We start from the raw sequence: 20,724 nt of genomic DNA, 5'->3' as shown, positions 1-20,724 counted from the left end.
CTCTATTATGACAGAAGTCGGCCAAGGTTGGAAAAATTATTGTAAAAAAGCCAGTGTAAAACACTGGCTTTGGGGGATATTTACGAATGAATATTGAAATTAGCTATTTTTAACCATTTCAAGGGCATCATCTTCGGCAACGTCGCTGCCATATTTGCTAATGTAATTAACAAACTCAGTGCGGCTTATACGCTTATCTTTGTTGCTATCCATATAGCCAAAGTGATTTGCGATATCGTCGTCATCGGCTTCTTCAATTGAAACATAACCATTTTTGTCGTTATCTAACGATTTAAAGTCATTTTCGATTGGGTCAAATTTAGCGATTTCAGCTTTAAATGCTGATTCAGATACCTCACTATCAGCTGCCACCTTGCCTGTATTTAATTGCATGTAGGCATTAAATTCAGTACGGCTGATTTGCTCATCCATATTGGTATCAATGTTTGAAAAATGCTCCCAAATTGCATCATCGTCAGCTTCTACCTTAGAGATATAGCCGTCATTGTCATTATCTAGACTGCCAAAATCGCTGTCGATTTTTGCTAAAGAGTTACTTGCAGAACATGCTGAAAGACTTAGTGCTGCTAAAATTGTAGATGCTAAAGTTAACTTTTTCATAAGACATTTCCTTGTAGTCGATTAGATTCAGTTAGACTATTTCAAGTTGAATGCCAAAATGCCTTATTGACTAAAATCAAGCACTTACAATCTAGTTAAGTTACTGTTAAGCCTATGATTTAGCAAGCTTTTCATAGGTTACTGTAATTTTTTCATAAAAAAAGCGCTCCGAAGAGCGCTTTTTACAAATAACTATACTGTCGCTATTAGATAGCTGCGTTTTGGTAACGCTTAACGAAGTCTGTTACTGCTTCGCCATTACATTTTAACGTGTCTAAGTTACCAATTTTTTCACGCACAGGTGTTAAACCTTTTTTAAGTGCAGTGATGCAAAGTTGAGTTTCTTTTTGCTCATTTTTAGCAAACACTTCAATCGCTGCTTTTGCTACTTCTTGTGATTGTGCTTTTTTTGCAATTTCACGGATGTCAGTACCGTTACATAAAATGCTTTTTGAAAAACGTGACATTGAAATGCCATGCTTTGCTGCTTCTTTACGTGCAGCGGTAAACCCTTCGTTTGCACTTAAGCTACATAACTTCGATTCAAGACTGTTATCAGCTGAAAAGTAGTGCGGGTTGCTTGCTAATGAGCCAAATGAGATACATGCAAGAGAAAGCATCACTAATTGTTTTTTCATGGTTTACCTTTAAATAGTACATAATATGAACGGATGGTTTTCGCGCATTATATAAACAAAAATAAGCAGATCAACTGAATTATTTATTTAATTTAATAATTAATAGTGAGTTAACAATGTTTTTAAATTAAGCAGCAATTGATCAACATTTACCCAATTTGATTTTCGTAATTAGCTCATGAATAAGCCCTAGTTTGATGATAGAATTGCGCTAAACACTGAAACAAAAATAATAGGTGCACCATGAAGGTAATCTCATTTAACATTAACGGCCTGCGCGCTCGTTTACACCAATTGCAAGCCGTAATTGATAAACATCAACCAGATATTATTGGCTTACAAGAAATCAAAGTACATGATGAGGCCTTCCCTCTCGAAGACGTACAAAAAATGGGTTATCACGTTTATTTTCACGGTCAAAAAGCACATTACGGCGTGGCAATGTTATGTAAACAAGAGCCAAAATCAGTTGTTAAAGGCTTTGCAACCGATACCGACGAATCACAACGTCGTATGATCAGTGTTACCGTGACACAAGAAAATGGTCGTGACCTAACGGTGATGAATGGCTACTTCCCACAAGGCGATAATATTGCCCACGAAACTAAATTCCCTTATAAGCGTCAGTTCTATAAAGATTTAATGACTCACTTAGAAGATAACCACACGCCAGAGCAAGATGTTATTGTGATGGGCGACATTAATATTTCACCGACCGATCTCGACATTGGTATTGGTGAACCAAACCGTAAGCGCTGGTTAAAAACAGGTAAGTGTTCGTTCCAACCTGAAGAGCGTGAATGGTTAAGCACGTTATTAAACTGGGGCTTTAAAGATACCTTCCGCGAACTTTACCCAGAAGAAACAGAGCAATATTCGTGGTTTGATTACCGCTCAAAAGGTTTTGATGACAACCGCGGTCTACGTATTGATGTGATCTTAGCAACCCCTGCTCTTGCTGAGCGTTGTGTTGAGTCTGGTATTGATTACGAGTTGCGCGGTATCGAAAAACCATCTGATCATGCGCCAATTTGGTCAACATTTAACGCATGATAGACACACTGCAATGGCAGCTCCCATTGTGGAGCTGTGTGGCTATAATAATTTGGCTCAGCTTTGATAAACAAAGCCTGTCACATTTGCTGGCAACACCGATAAGACAAGTGGGTGTGCTCACATGTGCTTTAGTACTTGCGGTACTGTGGCGCATTAAAGCGGGGATATTGCCAGGCCTCGAATTGCATATTTTAGGGGTTACTGCAGTGACCCTAATTTTAGGTTGGCGGCTGGCTATTTTTGCAAGCCTTCTTGCAAGTTTACTCTTGGTATTAGTCGCTCAGTTGCCAGTATCAATACTGCCAGTGCATTTATTGTTTACTGCTTTTTTACCTATTACATTGAGCTATTTGTGTTTTGTAGTTTGCTATAGCTACCTGCCTAGACACTTTTTTATTTATATCTTTTTATGCGCGTTTTTAACCGCTGCTGTTATCGCCTGTATTAAAATACTTACCAGCGGTGTGTTTTATTACTTGCTTGGTGATTACAGTTTTATTGAGATTTCAGAAAATTATCTGATTCTGTGTACCATAATTTGGTTTCCTGAAGCAATGCTCAATGGCATGGCCATTACCTTGATGATCACCTATCGCCCTCATTGGGTTAAAACCTTTTATGATAAGGACTATTTAGACTCATGAGTCTTCACTATCACTGCCCGCTTTGCAAACTTGAACTTACTCTAAACGACAAAACTTACCGTTGTGACAATAACCACAGTTTTGATATCGCCAAAGAGGGTTATGTCAATTTACTTCCCGTGCAAAATAAAAAGTCGAAACAACCGGGCGATAACCTTGAAATGGTGCAGGCTCGCCGCGCTTTTTTAAGTGCCGGACACTATTTGTTTTTACAGCAGTCTTTAGCTGAGTTAGTGGCATCTCTCGAACCAAGTTCAGTGATTGATTTAGGCTGTGGTGAAGGTTTTTATACTCAAGCTATAGCTGCACAGTCGAGTGCCGATGTATATGGTGTTGATATATCTAAGCCCGCGGTCAAATACGCCGCTAAGCGTTACGAAAATGCGCATTTTAGTGTCGCGTCGATTAGCCAAGCCCCTTTTGCAGATGCGCAGGCTGATGTGCTTGTTAGTGTGTTTGCCCCTTTATTTGCACAAGAACTTGCCCGCCTTGCCAAGCCGCAAGCTAGTTTAATTGTTGCAAGTCCTGGCCCTTGGCACCTTAAAGAGTTAAAAGCGTTTATTTATGCTGATGTAAAACCGCATACAGAGATAGAACCACCAGCAGGCTTCAGCAAAGAGTCGATAAACTTGTTAGAACAGCAGGTGCTGTTGTCTGTCGAAGAGATTAAACATTTAATTATGATGACGCCTTTTGCATGGAAATTCCGCCCGGAGCATTGGCAGCAGATTGAGCAGCAAGGCCCACAAAAAGTAACGTTATCGTTTTATGTGAGCCAGTTTGTTCGCGATTAGAAGTGTTCTTTAGTGAAGGCTTTATCCATTTTTTCGAACATATCTTTTAATAATTGAGCTAAATCAGTATAGCGTGGTTTTTCAGTCGTTAACTGTGACTGATAACCATGCGCCTTCATTTTACTGTGCAGCTCGGTGTACCAACTTAGCATTGCTGGCTCTAAACGCGTTTCTGCACGGCGGCCTAGCCACAACAAACCTTGCAGCGGTAGTGATAAAAAGAAAAGCGCGATAGTGATAGCTTGTGGAAAATAATCACTACCTAAGTAATTCACTTGCATAAATACGGTCAGCATTGCCAATATTGGCATCACTGTAATTGCCAGATCAGTGGCCTTGATCACTCTAAATTCGGCAAACAATGGAGCGAGCTCTTGTCGCATCGGCCATTTTTTAGCGTACTGACGACCTGTTTGCACTTGTGACATGACACCTTTTTGCATCATCACTCCTAGGGTTTTCAACTTGTTTCACAACCGAGTGTAACACACTCCCGGATACAATCCCTGCAAAACCTGTCCTAGTTTTAATACCAAATTAATGGTTAGGAGACTAACGTTTAAAGTCTAAATGAGATAAAATGTTATCGGCTTAAGTCAACCAGACTTTAGTATAATTACAGCCTAGCTTTGTTAAGTGTAGCAACAAAATACTTATTTACTATACTGGCAAAGAATTCTAATTATCAAGCCTTAATATACACTGACTGATATCGTACTTTTAGGACCTAGCTATGTCGACGCCCCTTTGCTCACCACAACATGTTTTAGTACTGAACTGTGGTAGTTCAAGTTTAAAATTTGCCATTTTAGATGCCGCCACTTCTGACGAAGTTATTTCTGGTTTAGCTGAGCGCCTTGGCTCAGACACGCCTTCAATCAAATATAAATATAATGGTGAAAAACAACTTATTGAGCTTGCAAAGGACCAAGCCCACGATGCAGCCATTGCTGAGCTTGTGAAGCTAGTTAATGAGTTAGGCCTTGCGGATAATTTAATTGCTGTGGGTCATCGTGTTGTACACGGTGGTGAGCATTTCACTGAATCTGTGCTTATCGACGATGATGTACTTGCAGCTATCGAAAAAACAGCCGCACTTGCACCACTTCATAATCCTGCAAACTTATTAGGCATTCGTACTGCACAGCAAGCGTTCTCAGCGCTGCCGCAAATTGCTGTATTTGATACAGCATTTCATCAAAGCATGCCAAATATTGCTTACTTATACGCCCTGCCTTACTCGCTTTATAAAGAGCACGGCGTAAGACGTTATGGTTTCCATGGTACAAGCCATTATTATGTTGCAGGTGAAGCGGCTAAATTGCTAGGTAAAGAGCGCGAGCAAACCAATGTGATCAGTGCGCATTTAGGTAATGGTTGTTCAGTGTGTGCGATTAAAGATGGTAAGAGCGTTGATACCAGTATGGGCCTTACACCGCTTGAAGGCTTAGTGATGGGCACGCGCAGTGGTAGTATCGACCCGGGTTTATTTACGTTTTTAACTCAGCAACTTAATTATTCAGTGCAAGAAATTGATGACCTACTTAATAAGCAAAGTGGCTTGTTAGGTATTAGTGAATTATCAAATGACTGTCGCACTATTGAAGAAGCCGCTGTTGAAGGCCACCCGCAAGCGAACCTTGCTCTCGATATTTTTTGCTACCGTTTAGCAAAACAAATCGCTGCATTCTTAGTGCCTGTGCAACGCCTTGATGCGCTTATTTTCACCGGTGGTATTGGTGAAAACTCAGATATCATTCGCGACAAAGTGATCACCCAATTAGGCTTTTTAGGCCTTGAGTGTGACGAAGCTGCAAACTTAGCGGCACGTTTTGGTAAAGAAGGCTTAATTTCAAAAGGCCAAGCGCATGCTAAAGCGTTTGTGATCCCGACCAACGAAGAATGGGTTATTGCTAACGATGCAGCCCGCATTGCAAAGGAGGGTTAAGTAAATGGCACGTAGAATTATGTTGATCCCTATTTCGACTGGGGTTGGTTTAACATCTGTTTCTGTTGGTTTAGTGCGTGCGCTTGAGCAAAAAGCACTTAAAGTGAACTTTTTCAAACCCATTGCGCAGCCACGCTCTGGCGATACAGGACCTGAAAAGTCGACGCAAATCGTCACCCATGGCTCGCCAATTAATCCACCGACACCATTTGAGCTTAGCTATGCAGAGCAAATGATTGGTGATGGTAAAGGCGACGATTTACTAGAAGAAATCGTAGAGCGCTTTGAAAGCACTATTAAAGAAGACGAAATTGCTATTATCGAAGGTATGGTGCCAACACGTCGTCAGCCATATGCTGGTCGTGTAAACCGTGAAATCGCGCAAACACTGGGTGCTGATATAGTTTTTGTTTTAACACCTAGTAACGACAGCAATGACCAAATTGAAGACCGTTTAGAAATCGCCTCAGGCAACTATGGCGGTGTTAACCACCCTCGCGTGTTAGGCTGTATTTTCAATAAAGTTAATGCACCTCTAGATGACGAAGGTCGTGCCCGTGCAGACCTTGTTGAGGCCCATGAGCCTGAGCAACTTGAAAACGAATTAAACCGTTTAGCATCACTGCCTATTTTCAGAAAACACCCATTTAAGTTATTAGGTTCAATCCCGTGGGATTTCGACCTAGTGGCGCCGCGTGTGCGTGATTTATGTGAATACCTAAAGGCTGAAGTTATTAACGAAGGCGACATGGCTCACCGTCGTTTACGTCGCGTTACTTTCTGTGCTCGTACTGTATCGAATATTTTAAGCCACTTTACCCCGGGTGCATTACTGGTAACTCCGGGCGATCGCTCTGATGTACTTGTTGCCGCTTGTTTATCGGCTATGAATGGTACCAAGCTTGGGGCTATTTTATTAACTGGTGGCTTTAAACCTGAAGATCGCATCATGAAATTATGCGAACAAGCGATGGATACTGGCCTGCCAATTCTTGCTACAGAAGAAGATACATGGCGCACATCTTTATTACTGCACAACTTCAATATGGAAGTACCGTGCGATGATGACCAACGTATCGATAAAGTAAAAGATCACAACGCCAGCCACATTGACTCTGATTGGTTAGACAGCCTGGCACAAAGTGTTGGTCGTACTCGTAAAATGTCTCCACCAGCGTTTCGCTTCTTACTGACAGATAAAGCTCGTCAAGCGAATAAAACAGTTGTTTTACCAGAAGGTAATGAGCCGCGCACAATTAAAGCTGCGGCAATTTGTGGTCAACGTGGCATTGCAAAAACAATTTTACTTGGTGACAAAGAAGAGATTTTACGTATCGCTGAGCAACAAGGTGTTGAGCTTAACGATAACGTAACTATTGTTGAGCCAAGTGATGTGATCAACGATTACGTTGCGCCTATGGTAGAAATTCGTAAAAACAAAGGCTTAACAGAAGTGGTTGCTCAAGAGCAATTACTGGATAACGTGGTGCTTGGTACTATGATGCTTGAACAAGGTAAAGTAGATGGTCTAGTGTCGGGTGCGGTTAACACTACAGCGAATACGATTCGCCCACCGCTACAGTTAATTAAAACTGCACCGGGTTCATCGTTGGTATCGTCAGTATTCTTTATGTTGTTACCTGATCAAGTTCTGGTTTATGGTGACTGTGCAATCAACCCTGATCCAACAGCAGAGCAACTGGCCGATATTGCAATTCAATCAGCAGACTCAGCGGCTGCGTTTGGTATTGAACCGCGTGTTGCAATGATCAGCTACAGTACGGGTACTTCGGGTTCAGGTGCTGATGTAGAAAAAGTGCGTGAAGCCACTATACTTGCCCAGCAAAAGCGCCCTGATTTAGTGATTGATGGCCCGCTTCAGTATGATGCTGCAATTATGGAAAACGTAGCAATTAAGAAAGCACCAGACAGCCCCGTTGCAGGTAAAGCAACGGTGTTTGTATTCCCTGATTTAAATACCGGTAATACAACCTATAAAGCCGTTCAACGGAGTGCCGATTTAATTAGTATTGGCCCAATGCTGCAAGGTATGCGTAAGCCGGTAAATGACTTGAGCCGTGGTGCATTAGTAGACGATATTGTTTACACCATTGCCCTTACAGCGATTCAAGCTAAGCAAGTTGAAAGCTTAGAAAATTAACCCTTCAAAATTTAGGCTAATTTATAAACCCTTTATAAATTAGCCTATTACCTTCTTTATACTGACCTATTCCCATATTTATCCACAGAATCTGTGGACAACCTCAACAGCGATATTGGGCAAAACCTCAGCAATCAAAATTATTGCGCTTTATCTTAACTTTGTTTACCTATACTATAAATTCAAAGGCTTCAGAGATAGGATCGCAGATGTCAAAACAAACGTTACAACTTCATAGTGAAGAACTTACCATTCATAGTTTAGATGTCGATGCAACGATTGACCCTGCCTTACTCCAACAAGCTATTTTCTTTATTGCAAAAACGGCTGATGAGCTGTCTATTGTCTGCCCAAGTAGTTTCCAGCTCGACAGTCTGGACCAAGAAACCGACTGGCAAGCACTGGAAGTCATTGGCCCACTTGGTTTTTCATTAACAGGTATTATGGCGAACATTTCTGGCGTGCTAGCAAAAGCGTCAATTTCGATTTTTGCTTTATCAACTTACGATACCGATTATGTTTTGGTGAAAAAGCAAAATATGGCCAAAGCCATTACAGCTCTGAAAAAAGACGGTTACCATGTGCTAGGTGATGTTAAATAAGCCATGACTAACGAAGTTCAATACTTACCCGAACGCAGTCTCAGAAAAGCGCGCTGCATGGCCATTAAAAGCCCATTTACTGGGCGTGTAAAAAGCATTAGCGAGCACCCTGAGCCATTTTTTCGTTTTGCCACCCTTGGCCCAGGCATTAGTGTTGAACTAACCAGCCACAACATCATCGCGCCATTCGATGGCACCCTATTACAAGTTAAAAATGCTGGTAAAGAATACATTTTACAAGCAAAAAACGGTTTAAAAGTTTTATTAAACTTATCGTTTTCATCGGTTGAAGAACATATCAACCACACCAATATTGCTAAATTAAACGGCAGTAAAATTAGCCAAGGTGAACGATTGGCCTATTTTGATTTACGCGAGCTGAGCAGCCCTATGCTTGGCACACTATGTGTTCTCAATAGCCAACACCTTGGACCCCTTTATTATTCACTATCTCAGGTCACTGCTGGGGTAGACACATTACTCACTGTAACTAAAAAGTAGAATTTATGACTATCATGTACGGTATCAGCAACTGCGATACAATTAAAAAAGCCAAAAAATATTTAACTGATAACAATCAAGAATTTACTTTCCATGATTACCGTAAAGACGGCATTAGTGCTGAGCTAGTTAATGAGTTTGCAGCGCACATTGATTGGCAAGATTTAGTTAATAAACGCGGCACAACTTACCGTCAATTATCTGATGAGCAAAAGCAAAACCTAGATAAAGAATCTGCATTAGCATTGCTGGTTGAGCAACCTGCGATGATCAAGCGCCCGGTACTTGTGCATAACGGCCAATACCACTTAGGTTTTAAAGCCGCTCAATACGATGAGATTTTTGCCTAATGACTCACCCTGTTATTGAACTTGCTCAAGCGCTTATTCAGCGTGAATCAGTAACGCCTGAAGATGCTGGTTGCCAAGCGTTAATGAACGAACGCCTTGAAAAACTAGGCTTTAATATTGAATCACTGTTTTTCACTGATACGCTAAATACTTGGGCTCGTAAGGGCGATGCGTCACCGCATTTTTGTTTTGCTGGTCACACAGATGTTGTACCAACAGGTCCTGAAAAAAATTGGCAGCACCCGCCTTTTTCTGCACTGGTAAAAGACGGTATGTTACATGGCCGCGGTGCAGCCGATATGAAAGGCTCTTTAGCTGCCATGGTGGTTGCCACAGAGCGTTTTGTGGCTAATCACCCAGATCATAAAGGGTCAATTTCGTTTTTAATTACTTCTGATGAAGAAGGCCCGTTTATCAACGGCACAACCCGTGTTATCGATACCCTCGAAGCACGTGGTGAGAAGATTGATTTATGCCTTGTCGGCGAACCATCTTCACGTGATGTACTTGGCGATGTAGTAAAAAATGGTCGTCGTGGTTCATTAACTGGCTTTTTAACTGTGAAAGGTGTGCAAGGCCATGTTGCTTACCCGCATTTAGCGCAAAACCCGATTCATTTAGCTGCTCCTGCGTTAACTGAGCTGAGTCAAACTGAGTGGGATCAAGGTAACGAATTTTTCCCTGCAACCAGCTTTCAGGTTTCGAATATTAACGGTGGCACCGGTGCTGGTAATGTGATCCCAGGTGAACTTGAGATTCAATTTAACTTTCGTTTTAGCACCGAAGTAACTCACCAACAGCTACAGCAACGAGTGGTTGATATTGTTGAGAAACACAACCTCAATTACGAGCTAAATTGGATTGTTAATGGACTACCGTTTTTAACCGACCATGGTCCGTTAGTTGATGCCACCGTGCATGCTATTAAGCAGGTAACTGGACGCGACACCGCACTTGAAACCACCGGCGGTACTTCTGATGGTCGCTTTATCGCACAAACGGGTGCCAAAGTCATTGAGCTTGGTCCGCGTAATGAAACCATTCATAAAGTAGATGAATGTGTTAGCACCGATGATTTAATTCAACTTGCTGATATTTACGAAGTGATTTTAGAGCAGCTGCTTACATGAACCAAACAGAGCTTAAGCAATGCGCCACTGGGTTGAGTAGCTCACATTTAGTTGAGCTACAAAATCATCGCTTGCATCGTGATATTGTCGATGATTTTTTAGCTCTGCAGCAAGGGGCAAAACAAGCAGGTATTGATCTGACAATTGCCTCGAGCTTTCGTGATTTTTATCGTCAAAGTGCAATTTGGAATGCTAAATTTCAGGGCCTTCGGCCAGTTTACACCCTTGAGCAACAAGCGGTAGATTTAAAAAGCCTAAGTGATACTGAAAAGTGCCACGCTATTATGCTTTACTCAGCACTCCCTGGGGCAAGTAGGCACCACTTTGGTACCGACCTCGACATTTACGATACCCGCCCTATTGACGATGATTATCAGCTGCAATTAACCCCTGATGAGTATTCGCCCACAGGGCCCTTTGCCAAGCTTGCTGCATGGCTTGACGATAACCTAGAAAAGTATGGTTTTTATCGCCCTTACCAAGAATACAAAGGTGGAGTTGCCCCTGAGCCTTGGCATATTAGTCATATTGGTGCAGCTGCTAAGATGATGCAGTATTTGTCAGTTGCAACATTACAGCAATGTATTGAACAAAGTGAGCTTAGCGGCAAACAAGCGATACTAGCCGAACTAAACACCCTGTATGAACGCTACGTATTAAATGTTAATAAGCCCTAATCTAGACACTGCGCTTTTTAGCCATTAAAAACACCAGTACAGCGCCAAGAATTAAGGCGCTGGCTACAACTAAACGCGCTGTTAATTGCTCATCTAAGACCACCACCCCAGCTAATGTGGCAAGCACGGGCACGGTTAGCTGTACCACACCTGCTTGGCTACTTTTAAGCCTAGGTAGTGCAATGTACCAAATGCTATAACCAAGCCCAGATGCAAGCGCTCCTGAAGCTATCGCCAAATAAACGCCAGTTGCTGTGATACCCTGCCAATCAACCACGGCTAGAAAGACTAAAATTGGCACAAGTATTAAACTTCTTAGAAAGTTAAAGCTGGTTGCTTGCAAAGGTGAGCTGCATGATTTTCCGCGAATACTGTAAACACCCCACGCTACGCCACTTAACGCCATGAGCATTGCTGGCATGAAAGAAGGCACGGTGGCTGAGGGCAGCATTAAGTAAATAAAACCCGCAAAAGCAACAAACAAAGCCCCCCACTGCACTTTACTGAGTGGCTCTTTATTTAAAACACTATGACCTATCATAGTTAACTGTACTGCCGAAAATAAGATAAGTGCGCCTGTGCCTGTGTTTAAATCAACATAGGCAACTGAAAAGCACAGCGCGTAAATAAATAAACTAAGCGCACTGATATTGTTACCTTTATCGGTTAAAGATTTAGCTGATTGTGATTTTGATCTCAATAAAGTTGTTTGCCATAAAAGTATACCAAGCAACATAAACGCCCCACTCACTAAGCGAATGACGGTAAAACTTAACGGATCAATATCACCACTTTGCAATGCCATCCGGCACAGCAAAGAGTTAGCTGCAAACGCACAAAGTGCAATCAAGGTATAAAGTACAGTGCTTAACAAATGCGGTGTTCCTTTAACATAAAAAATAAAAAGACCAGAAATTTGTCTATTAACTTACGATTTTTTACATAATTTATCATATAAGGTTAAGCCGCGTATGCTAATCTGAGTACATTGTTTAAAAGGAGTGTTCAGTGCATCGACGTTTATTTATTGGAGCTGCTTTACTGTTATCTGGTTGCAGTACCATAGGTATTACTGATCTATTCCAAGATTATGCGACGCAGCTAAGACCTGTGCGCCAAGCTGTTTCTCAAAATAACATTGCAAGTGCTCAGCAACTTTTGCCAAGTAATAGCCGTGTTCACAGTAACTATTTGTTAAATCAGCTTGAAACGGCCCGTCTTGAGTTTTTGGCAAAACAAAATTTGCAGGCTAATGAGACCTTTGAAGCTGTATATCAAAGTATGGAAAAAAAGCGTCAAGCAGCCAAAGTACAGCTAAGTGCAGGCCTTGAGCAAACAAACTCATTATTAACCAATGACTCTGTAATTGGTTATGAGCCGGCAGCCTATGAAATGACCATGCTGCATAGCTACAAAGCATTGAGTTATGTATTTGATAAGCAAATTGAATCTGCATTAGTTGAAGTCAGACGCGCTAATAAAGTGCAAGAAGATGCACTAAAAGATAATCAAGCCGCACTTGATGAACAAGCAGAAAAGGCAGCCGAAGGCTACCCTGATATGGCCGAGTTAATTGGTAATGTCAAAAATGGCTTTCAAAATGCTTTTACGTTTTATTTATCGGCCGTACTTTATGAGGCAGATAAACAATTTGATGATGCCTATATCGACTATAAGAAAGCGCTCGAAATAAACAGTGAGAATAGCTACTTACAGCAAGCAGTGTTACGCCTTGCCAAAAAACAAGGTTTTGATCAGGACTTTGAAGAATTTAGCAAACGCTTTGGCAAATTAAAGCAAGCTCAAGCAAACACAGGCCAAGTAATTGTAATTGCAGAGCAAGGTTTAATACCAGCAAGGCAAGAGTTTAATTTACGGTTACCTATTTATACTTCGCGTGGCGATGCACGCTTTTATAGTGTTGCCATGCCAGTTTATCGCGATACACCTTATGCTGGCGGTGATAACACTGTGAATATCGGTGGTGAAAGCATAATGTTAACCCCTATTGTTAGGCTCGAAGCACTAGCGGCGAAGACATTAAAGGATCAAAGTGCTGGCAGAATAACCCGACAAGTAATGCGTCTGGTAGCAAAAGAAAAGGTACGTGCAGAGTTAGCAAGAAGTGGCGGCGATGTTGGTAACATTTTAGCCAACATTTATAACGTTGCATCTGAGCAAGCTGATACACGAAGCTGGTTGACTTTACCAAGCCAACTTAGCATTGCTCAGCACCCAATGCCCACAGGTCAGCACACTTTAACTGTGCCAGGGCATGGCAAAATAACTTTTACGGTTGGTAAGCAAGGGTTAACCTTGATTTTTCTAACCTCCATAAATAACTACTACGACACACACGTTGTACAACTCTAGGAGCAATGATGAAATACTTAGTGCCACTATTAACCATTTTACTTGTTGCGGCTTGCTCCTCACGCCCTACCACTTCTGGCATTGGGGTTGAGCAGGCATCACAACAGTATAACCAACAACTGATTGTTAATAACCCTGAACTTGGCAAGAAATTAGCCATTACAGATGTAAAAACACGCCAAACGAACGGCTTAACTGATGTGGTTGTGACACTGGCAAGCCAGTATAAAAAATCTCAATATTTACAATACCAATTTACTTGGTATGACGCTGATGGCTTTGTTATTCGCGGCAACCACTCACCTTGGCAACCCATTACTTTATTTGGATTTGCTAAAACTCAATTACCGGGCCTAGCCCCGACAGCAAATGCTGTCACCTTCTCGCTTGCAGTGCGTGAAGTGTCAACAGAAGCACAAGAATTTGAAGATTAAGGATACTACAATGAAATTACTTTCTGTTAAATCGGCTGCGGCCGTTGCAATGACAAGCGCTTTGTTACTATCTGGCTGTGCTAATAAGGCCGTTGTTAGCTATGGTGATGCGCAAGCTGTTGAAACCACAGACATCAATTTTGGTTCAACAGATCTACAAAAAGTAGCAAGCCAAATGACAGACTCGTTACTTGCTTCACCTGTGGTTGGCACCATGACAGCAAATACTCGCCCAGTCGTGTTTGTTGAGCGTATTAAAAACAAAACGAGCGAGCACATTGATACTGAATCAATTACCGATTCAATCTCAACACAGTTACTACGCAGTGGTAAGTTCCGCTTTGTTGATATGACCCGTGTTGAGGCTGTGCGTGAGCAACTTAATTTCCAAAATGTTGACCCACTTGTAAACCCAAATACCGCTATTGCTTTTGGCCAGCAAGTTGGTGCGCAATATATGTTATACGGCAACTTATCGAGCATTGTTAAATCAAATGCTGACAAGGCTGATGTGTATTACAAATTCACTATGCGTTTAATGGATTTAAAAAGCGGCCTAGTTGAGTGGGCTGATGAAACTGAAATCCGTAAAACACGTGAGAAATCAACCTTTGGCTGGTAGCCAGGAGGGTTTATGAAATACCTAGTAGCAATCTTAGCAAGCTGTTTATTACTGAGCTCGCCTAGTTATGCTGACTACCAGCGTAACAAAGCAGTACCAGTACAACAGGTGTTGTTTGGCTCAGTACAGTCAGTACGAGCCATTACTGAACAAGAACTGGTCAAAGACAGAACCAATGGCTGGGAAACCTTTGGCGGTGCACTTATTGGCGGTGTTATCGGTAATCAGTTTGGTGGCGGTAGTGGCCGTACTGTAGCAACCATTTTAGGTTCGATGATTGGTGGCTCTGTTGCTCACAACCGTCAGCAAAACAGTCGCGTAATACAATATCAACTTGTTGAATTAATGATCAAAGTAGAAAGCGGCGAACAATTTATGGTTGTGCAAGATAAAGACAACCAAATGCTGTTTAGCCAAGGTGATAAAGTACGCTTGGTGTACCTCAATGATAACACGGTGCGTGTTGATAAAGCGTATTAAGAAAGCGAGCCTCGGCTCGCTTTCTTTAGCTTTGTCGATAATCAGCGAAAAATCGCTGCATCTTACTCATGGCTTCTGTTAAATCATCTTTGTTTGGTAAAAACACCAATCTAAAATGATCAGGATCAGGCCAGTTAAAAGCGCGACCATGCACTAATAAGATTTTCTCCGCTTTGAGTAAATCTAAAATCATGCGTTCATCATCTTTAATATTAAAGTGCGCGGTATCTACTTTCGCAAATGCGTAAAGCGCCCCTTTAGGCTTTTTACAGCTAATACCATCAATGGCATTTAAACCACGCCATGCAATATCACGCTGAACGTAAAGCCGACCACCTGGGTTTATCAGGTTATCGATTGACTGCACACCACCTAAAGCTTGTTGAATAGCATATTGTGCTGGTACATTGGCACATAAGCGCATTGATGCCAGCATATCTAGGCCACGGCTCAAATCGTCCATCATGCTAGTGCGACCGCTTAGCACCATCCAGCCCATTCGCAATCCCGCAGCGCGGTACGTTTTTGCTAGGCCATTAAAAGTGATAATTGGTACATCATCACACAGTGCGCCAATTGAGCTGTGGCTGACACCGTCGTACAAGATTTTCTCGTAAATTTCATCGCTCAATAACAATAATTTATGCTCGCGAGCAATGTTGATCAGTTCCATCAACAGATCATCGCTATACACCGCACCGGTTGGGTTATTTGGGTTAATAAGCACCAATGCTTTGGTCTTTGAGGTGATCTTCGATTTAATATCAGCAATATCAGGAAACCAATCTTGTTCTTCATCACATAGATAATGCACAGGGTTACCCCCTGCTAATTTAACCGATGCAGTCCATAGCGGATAATCAGGTGCAGGAATAAGCACTTCATCGTCATTATCAAGTAGTGCTTGCGTGGTCATTTGAATGAGTTCGCTGACACCATTGCCGATATAAATATTATCGACATCAAGGTTATATAAGCCGCGTTGCTGATAGTGCTGATAGACTGCCACACGGGCTGAGTAGAGGCCTTTAGAGTCACAGTAGCCTTGGGCTGAATATAAGTTACGAATGATATCTTTGTGCATATCTTCAGGCATATCAAAGCCAAAGGCAGCTGGATTACCAATGTTTAGCTTTAATACTTTTTGCCCTTCGTCTTCCATTTTTCGAGCTTGTGCAAGCACAGGCCCACGTATGTCATAACAGACACCGTCTAGTTTGTGACTCTTTTTGATTTGTGACATGGTTACCTCTACTAATTAGCCTTAAGACTAACCCAGTAAGAGGCCACCACGCCAGAGGATTTTTGCGGTTATAACTGAAATAAATTCAAGTTTTTAGCGAGTAGCGAACCAAGCTTGTAATTTTTCTACAGAGCCAGAAACTTGCTGATCGATACTTGCACTATTTTGCTGTGCTATATCAGCATTCCCTTCATTGAGTGCATGCTCAATTGTTTGAGCGAGCTCAGATAGACTTTGGGCTCCAAATTGGGCAGCATTTGATTTTAAGCTATGGGCATGACGCGCTGCAGCTTCGTTGTCTGAACCAAGATTAGCGTGCACTTCAGAGCCTAACCTTTGAAACTCGCTGCAACAAAAAGAAAGCGTGTCAGCAAATTGATCACCCAGTAGCGACTCCATTCCTTCAAGCGCACTTTCATCGATAGTGATAGTCGTCATCTTTATCCCTTAATAAAACCAAATATTTAAATCGCAATTTTAGCTGTCTGCTTTAAAAATGCAAAATTACAGCTCTAGCTCATGTATACTAAAGAGACTTCAAATGTATACAAGAGTATCTATGGCTAGAGAATTATGCTCACATTGTGGCTTTTCAATTAAAACCTGTTTATGTGATTCAATAAGCATAATCAATAATAAACTAAAAATCATTATATTACGCCACCCAAGTGAGGAAAAAGTCACTAAAAATACGGCCAATTTACTGAATTTAGGTTTAGAAAATTGCCAGATCATCGCTGGTGAGTCAGAGCAAGACTTTTTACAGCTTGCAACATTGCCAAAAGCAACAACAGCGGTTCTTTACCCTACTGAGGATGCCTTAAGTCTAGATGAGCACACTGCCACTACAGATGCTTTCAAACAGTCCTTGAGCCATTTAATCGTAATTGATGGTACATGGAAAAAAGCCTACAAAATGCTGCAATTAACCCCTAGCCTCCGCGCATTTCAAACGGTGAGTTTTAAGCACATACCACAAAACAAATACGTCATCCGTAAAGCACCTCGAGCAGATAGTTTATCAACTTTAGAAGCTGTAGCTCATAGCCTTAAATTAATTGAAGGCATTGATGTAACACCACTATACAGATTATTAGCAGCACTGGTCGATAAGCAAACCCAGCATATGCCGGATGATGTTAAGGCACGCTATCTCTAATGCGTGTATCAAAACGACTAAGCGTAGGTTTTCATCGCCAAGGACCCGATTATCGCTTTGATGATCAGGTCGATTTTGACGATATTCGCGACACCTTTGGTTTTCGCACTATGGTGGTTGGTAATTGGGTTAATAAGCAAGAACGGCTATTAGCGGCGAATTTAATTTACGATGCTTTAGCCGATCTTGCGCAAATACTGACTTTACCGCCAACGGCAATTGGCCTTAGAGGGAAACTCAATTTTGCTTTTGGTCATGGCGGACAAAAAAGTGTGCAGGCTCATTATAATGCTCACAGCCAAACCCTTGCGCTGGCTAAAAATGCAGGCGGTGGCGCACTCGCCCATGAATGGTTTCATGCTTTTGACCATCATATTTGTCAGCATTTATTTAGCGGCAGAAAGAGCATGCAATTCTGTTCGGCGCTGTGGCTAGAACAGTCACCAGACTTGAGTCATCCACTTAATCAACGCTTAAATGAGTTTTATCATCAGGTATTTTTAGATAACTCTGGTAAAAATCCAAATGAATTCGTAAAACAATCTATCGCTTTTGATAAGCAAGTAAAGCAACTTTATATGAGTATGCCAGAGGAACTAGCTGCCCGCTGTTTTGAAAAGTGTATTAGCGTCCACCCTAACATCAAAAATAGCTTTTTAGTGAGTGGCTTATCGAAAAGTGGCTTAATCTACCCGGATGAGCAGCATACGATGAATTGTTTTGAAGCCTTGCTTAAATATTTTAATCAGCTAGGTTCGCTGTTGCATCAAGATTAAGGTCAAGTTTTTGTACCTCGCTTATCCAGTCTAAATAATCATCTGCAGCAAGGGGTTTTGAAAAATAATATCCCTGTCCAAACTGGCAACCATAGCTTTGTAACATAGCGAGGCTTTGCTCATCTTCAATACCCTCAGCAACAACATGTGCACCTAAAGTAGTGGCGATATCACAGGTTGCCTTACAGATACTTTGATCATTAACCGAAAACGGCAGATTTAACACAAATTGTTTATCTATTTTGACTTCATCAAAACCAAGTTGGCTTAAATAGGCAAGTGATGAGTAGCCTGTACCGAAATCATCAATAGCGAGTTTTAGACCTATTAAACGGTAATCATCAAGCGTGGCTTTAATTTTTTTACTTTCTTCTAAGGTCGCTGATTCAGTGAGCTCTAACATCACTGATTCAGCCGCCACATTTTGCTCATTTAAAATGGTAATTAGCAGCACAGGTAAATTTTTATTTAATAAATCCTTTGCAGAAATATTGATGGAAATAACATGATCGGGTATCAGTTTGCAAAACTTCGCTTGCCATTCAACCCCCTTTTCAACGACCCACTCTGTTAGCTGATTGATCACCCCTGCTGACTCTGCAATTGGAATAAATATCTCAGGACTGACAATACCAAAAATTGGATGTGTCCAGCGCAGTAATGCTTCACCGCCAACTACTTTGCCCGTTTTCAAACATATCTGCGGTTGAAAGTGCAAACTTAGCTGATTTTCATCAATCGCAATTTTAAGTGCTGCCGCAATGGATAACCTTTGTTCAGAAAGCCGCGCACTTTCTGAGTCGAACATACGCCAACGTTCACCTTGTAGGCGCTTTTCAGTCATTGCTTGTATTGCACATTGCAATATTTGTTTCGCGGTATTGCCATGCATCGGGTAATAAGCAACACCAATATCAACACGATCGACTAAGTTAATTTCTTCATGAGTAAAGCCCTCTTCAAACACACCATGGATCATGCAGGCAAATTGCTCAATATGACTTAATTCTAGTTCGCCCAAGATCAAACACCCAAATGTACTATCGTCAATATGAGCAAGCCATGTGCTTCTGGTGGCTTGAACTTCCAACTTTAATGTATTCATGGTCTGCATCTGAATGTTTAATATACTTAATTTTTCATTGATACAAATATTAGCTTGCTCAAACCCAAAGGTAGAACGTGCATTTGAGAGTACATGAGGTTTAAATAATAAAACTGAAAAATGTTGCTTTTGCGACACTTTTTTCATCATTTGCGCGAGTAAAAATTGTTTATTTGGTAGCTTCGTATCCGCATCGTGCAGCATCGAATAACTAAATGCTGAAATTTGCTGACGGTCTTTTAATAACAGTACGGAGCAGATCGCCAATGATGTGAGCAATAAAATGGTGTTATGAATTCCATGGTAGCCAATACCAAATCCATTCCATAAAAACAGACTTAACACCTGAATAACAATAATTAGAAGCATAAAAATACGCAGATGAGTACGATTACCCTTACGCTTAATCAAACTATAAAATATTACAGAGGCAAAGCACAAAAAGCCCAAACAGCTGACTATAAATAACCACTGACGATTAAAATGAGGCAATAGTGATGACAATAAAGCTGCACTGAATAAACACAGCATCATTGCTTGCCAGACCTTTTTAAACTTTGCTGTATAGGTATGGATCGCTAAAAAATGATATAAAAAATAGCTCACAAAACATAATGCGAACTCATTAACAGGCCATTTAGATTCCCAATTAAAACCACCAATTAGATAATTTATTAATCCGTTATCGATTAAAAATCCAATGGTGACCAATATAAAATAGGCATTTAGGACTAAGTATTTTGTTCGATGCGATACAAAAAAGTAAACACCACAAACAAACATACACAAAATCAGCACCCCTAAAATCGCACCGTAACTCAAAATAGTTTGATGTAAGTCAACTTCAAAACTTTTTGCTGTTTCGACACCTAATTCTAATGTTAGCGATCTTTTGTGGACGAAGTTAACTAGCGCCCAGCGAGCTCCTTGGCTGTGCTCTATTAACCAATGAGGTCTCACATTCGATAAACTTTCTAGAGAAGCAAGCCGCTGATCATTGGTGAACTGATAATTTTCATCTAACAGATAAAACTTTGCCCACGTTAAGTTAGGCTCACTAAGATAAACAACATAGTTTTTATTTTCAGGCAATTGCTGTAAATCGATAATTAACCAATAAGAGGTTTGTGCTGCGAGGCGAACCGTATTGTTTTCTGAAGCATTTAAAGGCTCAGCATTTTGCAGTGATACTTCGAGGGTCTGACTAAGTTTGGCTAAAGGCTGTTCTGAATCAAGTACCCATACCGGTAAGTTATTGCTTGCAGCATTAATACTGGCACTATGAAGCAATACGCAGCCCAGTAAAACGAGCAAAATTTTTATAACCTGATGGATCAGCTTGCCAATAAAGTGCATTTTAGCTCCGTGCTTTAAACACCAGCTAAAAGTATGGGATGAATACGCTTAAAT

Annotated in this window: 23 protein-coding genes; 16 read left to right on the top strand and 7 right to left on the bottom strand. The window is 41.2% G+C overall.

Annotated elements, in window-relative coordinates; genetic code table 11:
* Positions 1 to 99: 99 nt before the first annotated feature.
* Together ISP07_RS15800 and ISP07_RS15795 are read right to left on the bottom strand one after the other, a co-directional pair.
* Positions 100 to 621, bottom strand: a complete 522-nt coding sequence (locus tag ISP07_RS15800; protein WP_138600085.1) for an EF-hand domain-containing protein — start codon at positions 619 to 621, stop codon at positions 100 to 102.
* Between the two features lie 206 nt (positions 622 to 827).
* Positions 828 to 1,259 carry an exonuclease III gene (locus ISP07_RS15795; RefSeq protein WP_209328177.1) on the bottom strand — a complete coding sequence of 144 codons (432 nt, stop codon included), beginning with the start codon at positions 1,257 to 1,259 and terminating at the stop codon, positions 828 to 830.
* A gap of 243 nt (positions 1,260 to 1,502) precedes the next feature.
* On the opposite strand from ISP07_RS15795, the gene xthA reads away from it, so the two are divergent.
* From xthA to ISP07_RS15780, 3 genes are read left to right on the top strand one after another with little or no spacing between them, the layout of a single operon-like run.
* Entirely contained in the window at positions 1,503 to 2,312 is an 810-nt protein-coding gene (gene xthA / locus ISP07_RS15790; RefSeq protein ID WP_209328176.1) for an exodeoxyribonuclease III, read from the top strand.
* Positions 2,309 to 2,959, top strand: coding sequence for an energy-coupling factor ABC transporter permease (locus ISP07_RS15785; RefSeq protein WP_209328175.1), 651 nt, complete (start codon positions 2,309 to 2,311; stop codon positions 2,957 to 2,959). Before xthA ends, ISP07_RS15785 begins: the two co-directional genes overlap by 4 nt.
* The gene (locus ISP07_RS15780) at positions 2,956 to 3,753 is read left to right on the top strand and encodes a putative RNA methyltransferase (RefSeq protein WP_209328174.1); all 798 of its coding nucleotides are present in this window, start codon (positions 2,956 to 2,958) and stop codon (positions 3,751 to 3,753) included. Before ISP07_RS15785 ends, ISP07_RS15780 begins: the two co-directional genes overlap by 4 nt.
* Here the strand turns inward: ISP07_RS15780 and yfbV are convergent.
* Positions 3,750 to 4,196 (bottom strand): terminus macrodomain insulation protein YfbV, encoded by a 447-nt coding sequence (gene yfbV / locus ISP07_RS15775; protein WP_054552963.1) that lies wholly within the window; start codon positions 4,194 to 4,196, stop codon positions 3,750 to 3,752. The genes ISP07_RS15780 and yfbV overlap by 4 nt on opposite strands.
* Positions 4,197 to 4,486: 290 nt before the next feature.
* Between yfbV and ISP07_RS15770 the strand changes: the two genes are divergently transcribed.
* From ISP07_RS15770 to ISP07_RS15740, 7 genes are all read left to right on the top strand, one after another.
* Positions 4,487 to 5,701, top strand: a complete 1,215-nt coding sequence (locus tag ISP07_RS15770) for an acetate kinase (protein ID WP_209328173.1) — start codon at positions 4,487 to 4,489, stop codon at positions 5,699 to 5,701.
* A gap of 4 nt (positions 5,702 to 5,705) precedes the next feature.
* A complete protein-coding gene (pta, locus tag ISP07_RS15765) occupies positions 5,706 to 7,862 on the top strand; it encodes a phosphate acetyltransferase (RefSeq protein ID WP_209328172.1) in 2,157 nt (718 codons plus the stop codon).
* A 209-nt stretch (positions 7,863 to 8,071) separates the two neighbouring features.
* Positions 8,072 to 8,464, top strand: a complete 393-nt coding sequence (locus ISP07_RS15760) for an ACT domain-containing protein (RefSeq protein WP_209328171.1) — start codon at positions 8,072 to 8,074, stop codon at positions 8,462 to 8,464.
* 3 nt (positions 8,465 to 8,467) lie between these two features.
* Positions 8,468 to 8,965 carry a PTS glucose transporter subunit IIA gene (locus tag ISP07_RS15755; RefSeq protein ID WP_188730213.1) on the top strand — a complete coding sequence of 166 codons (498 nt, stop codon included), beginning with the start codon at positions 8,468 to 8,470 and terminating at the stop codon, positions 8,963 to 8,965.
* A 5-nt stretch (positions 8,966 to 8,970) separates the two neighbouring features.
* On the top strand, positions 8,971 to 9,315 hold the full coding sequence (locus tag ISP07_RS15750) for an ArsC family reductase (protein WP_054561266.1): 345 nt from the start codon (positions 8,971 to 8,973) through the stop codon (positions 9,313 to 9,315).
* Positions 9,315 to 10,445, top strand: coding sequence for a succinyl-diaminopimelate desuccinylase (gene dapE, locus ISP07_RS15745; RefSeq protein ID WP_209328170.1), 1,131 nt, complete (start codon positions 9,315 to 9,317; stop codon positions 10,443 to 10,445). Before ISP07_RS15750 ends, dapE begins: the two co-directional genes overlap by 1 nt.
* On the top strand, positions 10,442 to 11,122 hold the full coding sequence (locus ISP07_RS15740; protein WP_209328169.1) for a M15 family metallopeptidase: 681 nt from the start codon (positions 10,442 to 10,444) through the stop codon (positions 11,120 to 11,122). Before dapE ends, ISP07_RS15740 begins: the two co-directional genes overlap by 4 nt.
* A gap of 1 nt (position 11,123) precedes the next feature.
* Here ISP07_RS15740 and ISP07_RS15735 read toward each other — a convergent pair whose 3' ends face one another.
* Positions 11,124 to 11,996 carry a DMT family transporter gene (locus ISP07_RS15735; RefSeq protein ID WP_228290648.1) on the bottom strand — a complete coding sequence of 291 codons (873 nt, stop codon included), beginning with the start codon at positions 11,994 to 11,996 and terminating at the stop codon, positions 11,124 to 11,126.
* A 134-nt stretch (positions 11,997 to 12,130) separates the two neighbouring features.
* Here ISP07_RS15735 and ISP07_RS15730 point away from each other — a divergent pair, with 134 nt between their 5' ends.
* Genes ISP07_RS15730 through ISP07_RS15715 form a run of 4 tightly spaced genes read left to right on the top strand, consistent with a single transcriptional unit; the run spans position 12,131 to position 15,031 of the window.
* Complete coding sequence (locus tag ISP07_RS15730; protein WP_209328168.1) at positions 12,131 to 13,495, top strand: COG3014 family protein; 1,365 nt, start codon at positions 12,131 to 12,133, stop codon at positions 13,493 to 13,495.
* Positions 13,496 to 13,503: 8 nt separating this feature from the next.
* Entirely contained in the window at positions 13,504 to 13,929 is a 426-nt protein-coding gene (locus ISP07_RS15725; RefSeq protein ID WP_054552954.1) for a YcfL family protein, read from the top strand.
* A 10-nt stretch (positions 13,930 to 13,939) separates the two neighbouring features.
* Positions 13,940 to 14,551 carry a penicillin-binding protein activator LpoB gene (lpoB, locus tag ISP07_RS15720; RefSeq protein WP_199529918.1) on the top strand — a complete coding sequence of 204 codons (612 nt, stop codon included), beginning with the start codon at positions 13,940 to 13,942 and terminating at the stop codon, positions 14,549 to 14,551.
* 12 nt (positions 14,552 to 14,563) lie between these two features.
* Positions 14,564 to 15,031, top strand: coding sequence for a glycine zipper 2TM domain-containing protein (locus tag ISP07_RS15715; protein WP_138615765.1), 468 nt, complete (start codon positions 14,564 to 14,566; stop codon positions 15,029 to 15,031).
* 25 nt (positions 15,032 to 15,056) lie between these two features.
* Here the strand turns inward: ISP07_RS15715 and ISP07_RS15710 are convergent, their stop codons facing one another.
* Together ISP07_RS15710 and ISP07_RS15705 are read right to left on the bottom strand one after the other, a co-directional pair.
* On the bottom strand, positions 15,057 to 16,274 hold the full coding sequence (locus ISP07_RS15710) for a pyridoxal phosphate-dependent aminotransferase (RefSeq protein ID WP_138600096.1): 1,218 nt from the start codon (positions 16,272 to 16,274) through the stop codon (positions 15,057 to 15,059).
* A gap of 93 nt (positions 16,275 to 16,367) precedes the next feature.
* On the bottom strand, positions 16,368 to 16,712 hold the full coding sequence (locus ISP07_RS15705; protein WP_209328167.1) for an Hpt domain-containing protein: 345 nt from the start codon (positions 16,710 to 16,712) through the stop codon (positions 16,368 to 16,370).
* A gap of 121 nt (positions 16,713 to 16,833) precedes the next feature.
* On the opposite strand from ISP07_RS15705, the gene ISP07_RS15700 reads away from it, so the two are divergent.
* Both ISP07_RS15700 and ISP07_RS15695 read left to right on the top strand, forming a co-directional pair.
* Complete coding sequence (locus ISP07_RS15700; protein ID WP_209328166.1) at positions 16,834 to 17,433, top strand: tRNA-uridine aminocarboxypropyltransferase; 600 nt, start codon at positions 16,834 to 16,836, stop codon at positions 17,431 to 17,433.
* On the top strand, positions 17,433 to 18,209 hold the full coding sequence (locus ISP07_RS15695) for a CLCA_X family protein (RefSeq protein WP_209328165.1): 777 nt from the start codon (positions 17,433 to 17,435) through the stop codon (positions 18,207 to 18,209). Before ISP07_RS15700 ends, ISP07_RS15695 begins: the two co-directional genes overlap by 1 nt.
* Here the strand turns inward: ISP07_RS15695 and ISP07_RS15690 are convergent.
* A complete protein-coding gene (locus ISP07_RS15690) occupies positions 18,175 to 20,670 on the bottom strand; it encodes an EAL domain-containing protein (RefSeq protein WP_209328164.1) in 2,496 nt (831 codons plus the stop codon). The two genes, ISP07_RS15695 and ISP07_RS15690, sit on opposite strands and share 35 nt — an antisense overlap.
* Positions 20,671 to 20,724 lie beyond the last annotated feature (54 nt).

This window comes from Pseudoalteromonas sp. PA2MD11 (genome assembly GCF_017808125.1).
GTDB lineage: Bacteria > Pseudomonadota > Gammaproteobacteria > Enterobacterales > Alteromonadaceae > Pseudoalteromonas > Pseudoalteromonas simplex.
This window is presented reverse-complemented; position numbering and strand designations above follow the sequence as displayed.

Bases quoted from the DNA above. Each gene is read 5' to 3' on its own strand.
- ISP07_RS15705 (WP_209328167.1), bottom strand. From the start codon at position 16,712: ATGACGACTATCACTATCGATGAAAGTGCGCTTGAAGGAATGGAGTCG.
- ISP07_RS15795 (WP_209328177.1), bottom strand. From the start codon at position 1,259: ATGAAAAAACAATTAGTGATGCTTTCTCTTGCATGTATCTCATTTGGC.
- ISP07_RS15725 (WP_054552954.1), top strand. From the start codon at position 13,504: ATGAAATACTTAGTGCCACTATTAACCATTTTACTTGTTGCGGCTTGC.
- dapE (WP_209328170.1), top strand. From the start codon at position 9,315: ATGACTCACCCTGTTATTGAACTTGCTCAAGCGCTTATTCAGCGTGAA.
- ISP07_RS15690 (WP_209328164.1), bottom strand. From the start codon at position 20,670: ATGCACTTTATTGGCAAGCTGATCCATCAGGTTATAAAAATTTTGCTC.
- ISP07_RS15785 (WP_209328175.1), top strand. From the start codon at position 2,309: ATGATAGACACACTGCAATGGCAGCTCCCATTGTGGAGCTGTGTGGCT.
- ISP07_RS15695 (WP_209328165.1), top strand. From the start codon at position 17,433: ATGCGTGTATCAAAACGACTAAGCGTAGGTTTTCATCGCCAAGGACCC.
- ISP07_RS15770 (WP_209328173.1), top strand. From the start codon at position 4,487: ATGTCGACGCCCCTTTGCTCACCACAACATGTTTTAGTACTGAACTGT.
- ISP07_RS15715 (WP_138615765.1), top strand. From the start codon at position 14,564: ATGAAATACCTAGTAGCAATCTTAGCAAGCTGTTTATTACTGAGCTCG.
- yfbV (WP_054552963.1), bottom strand. From the start codon at position 4,196: ATGCAAAAAGGTGTCATGTCACAAGTGCAAACAGGTCGTCAGTACGCT.
- xthA (WP_209328176.1), top strand. From the start codon at position 1,503: ATGAAGGTAATCTCATTTAACATTAACGGCCTGCGCGCTCGTTTACAC.
- lpoB (WP_199529918.1), top strand. From the start codon at position 13,940: ATGAAATTACTTTCTGTTAAATCGGCTGCGGCCGTTGCAATGACAAGC.
- ISP07_RS15700 (WP_209328166.1), top strand. From the start codon at position 16,834: ATGGCTAGAGAATTATGCTCACATTGTGGCTTTTCAATTAAAACCTGT.
- ISP07_RS15800 (WP_138600085.1), bottom strand. From the start codon at position 621: ATGAAAAAGTTAACTTTAGCATCTACAATTTTAGCAGCACTAAGTCTT.
- ISP07_RS15760 (WP_209328171.1), top strand. From the start codon at position 8,072: ATGTCAAAACAAACGTTACAACTTCATAGTGAAGAACTTACCATTCAT.
- pta (WP_209328172.1), top strand. From the start codon at position 5,706: ATGGCACGTAGAATTATGTTGATCCCTATTTCGACTGGGGTTGGTTTA.
- ISP07_RS15750 (WP_054561266.1), top strand. From the start codon at position 8,971: ATGACTATCATGTACGGTATCAGCAACTGCGATACAATTAAAAAAGCC.
- ISP07_RS15710 (WP_138600096.1), bottom strand. From the start codon at position 16,274: ATGTCACAAATCAAAAAGAGTCACAAACTAGACGGTGTCTGTTATGAC.
- ISP07_RS15755 (WP_188730213.1), top strand. From the start codon at position 8,468: ATGACTAACGAAGTTCAATACTTACCCGAACGCAGTCTCAGAAAAGCG.
- ISP07_RS15740 (WP_209328169.1), top strand. From the start codon at position 10,442: ATGAACCAAACAGAGCTTAAGCAATGCGCCACTGGGTTGAGTAGCTCA.
- ISP07_RS15780 (WP_209328174.1), top strand. From the start codon at position 2,956: ATGAGTCTTCACTATCACTGCCCGCTTTGCAAACTTGAACTTACTCTA.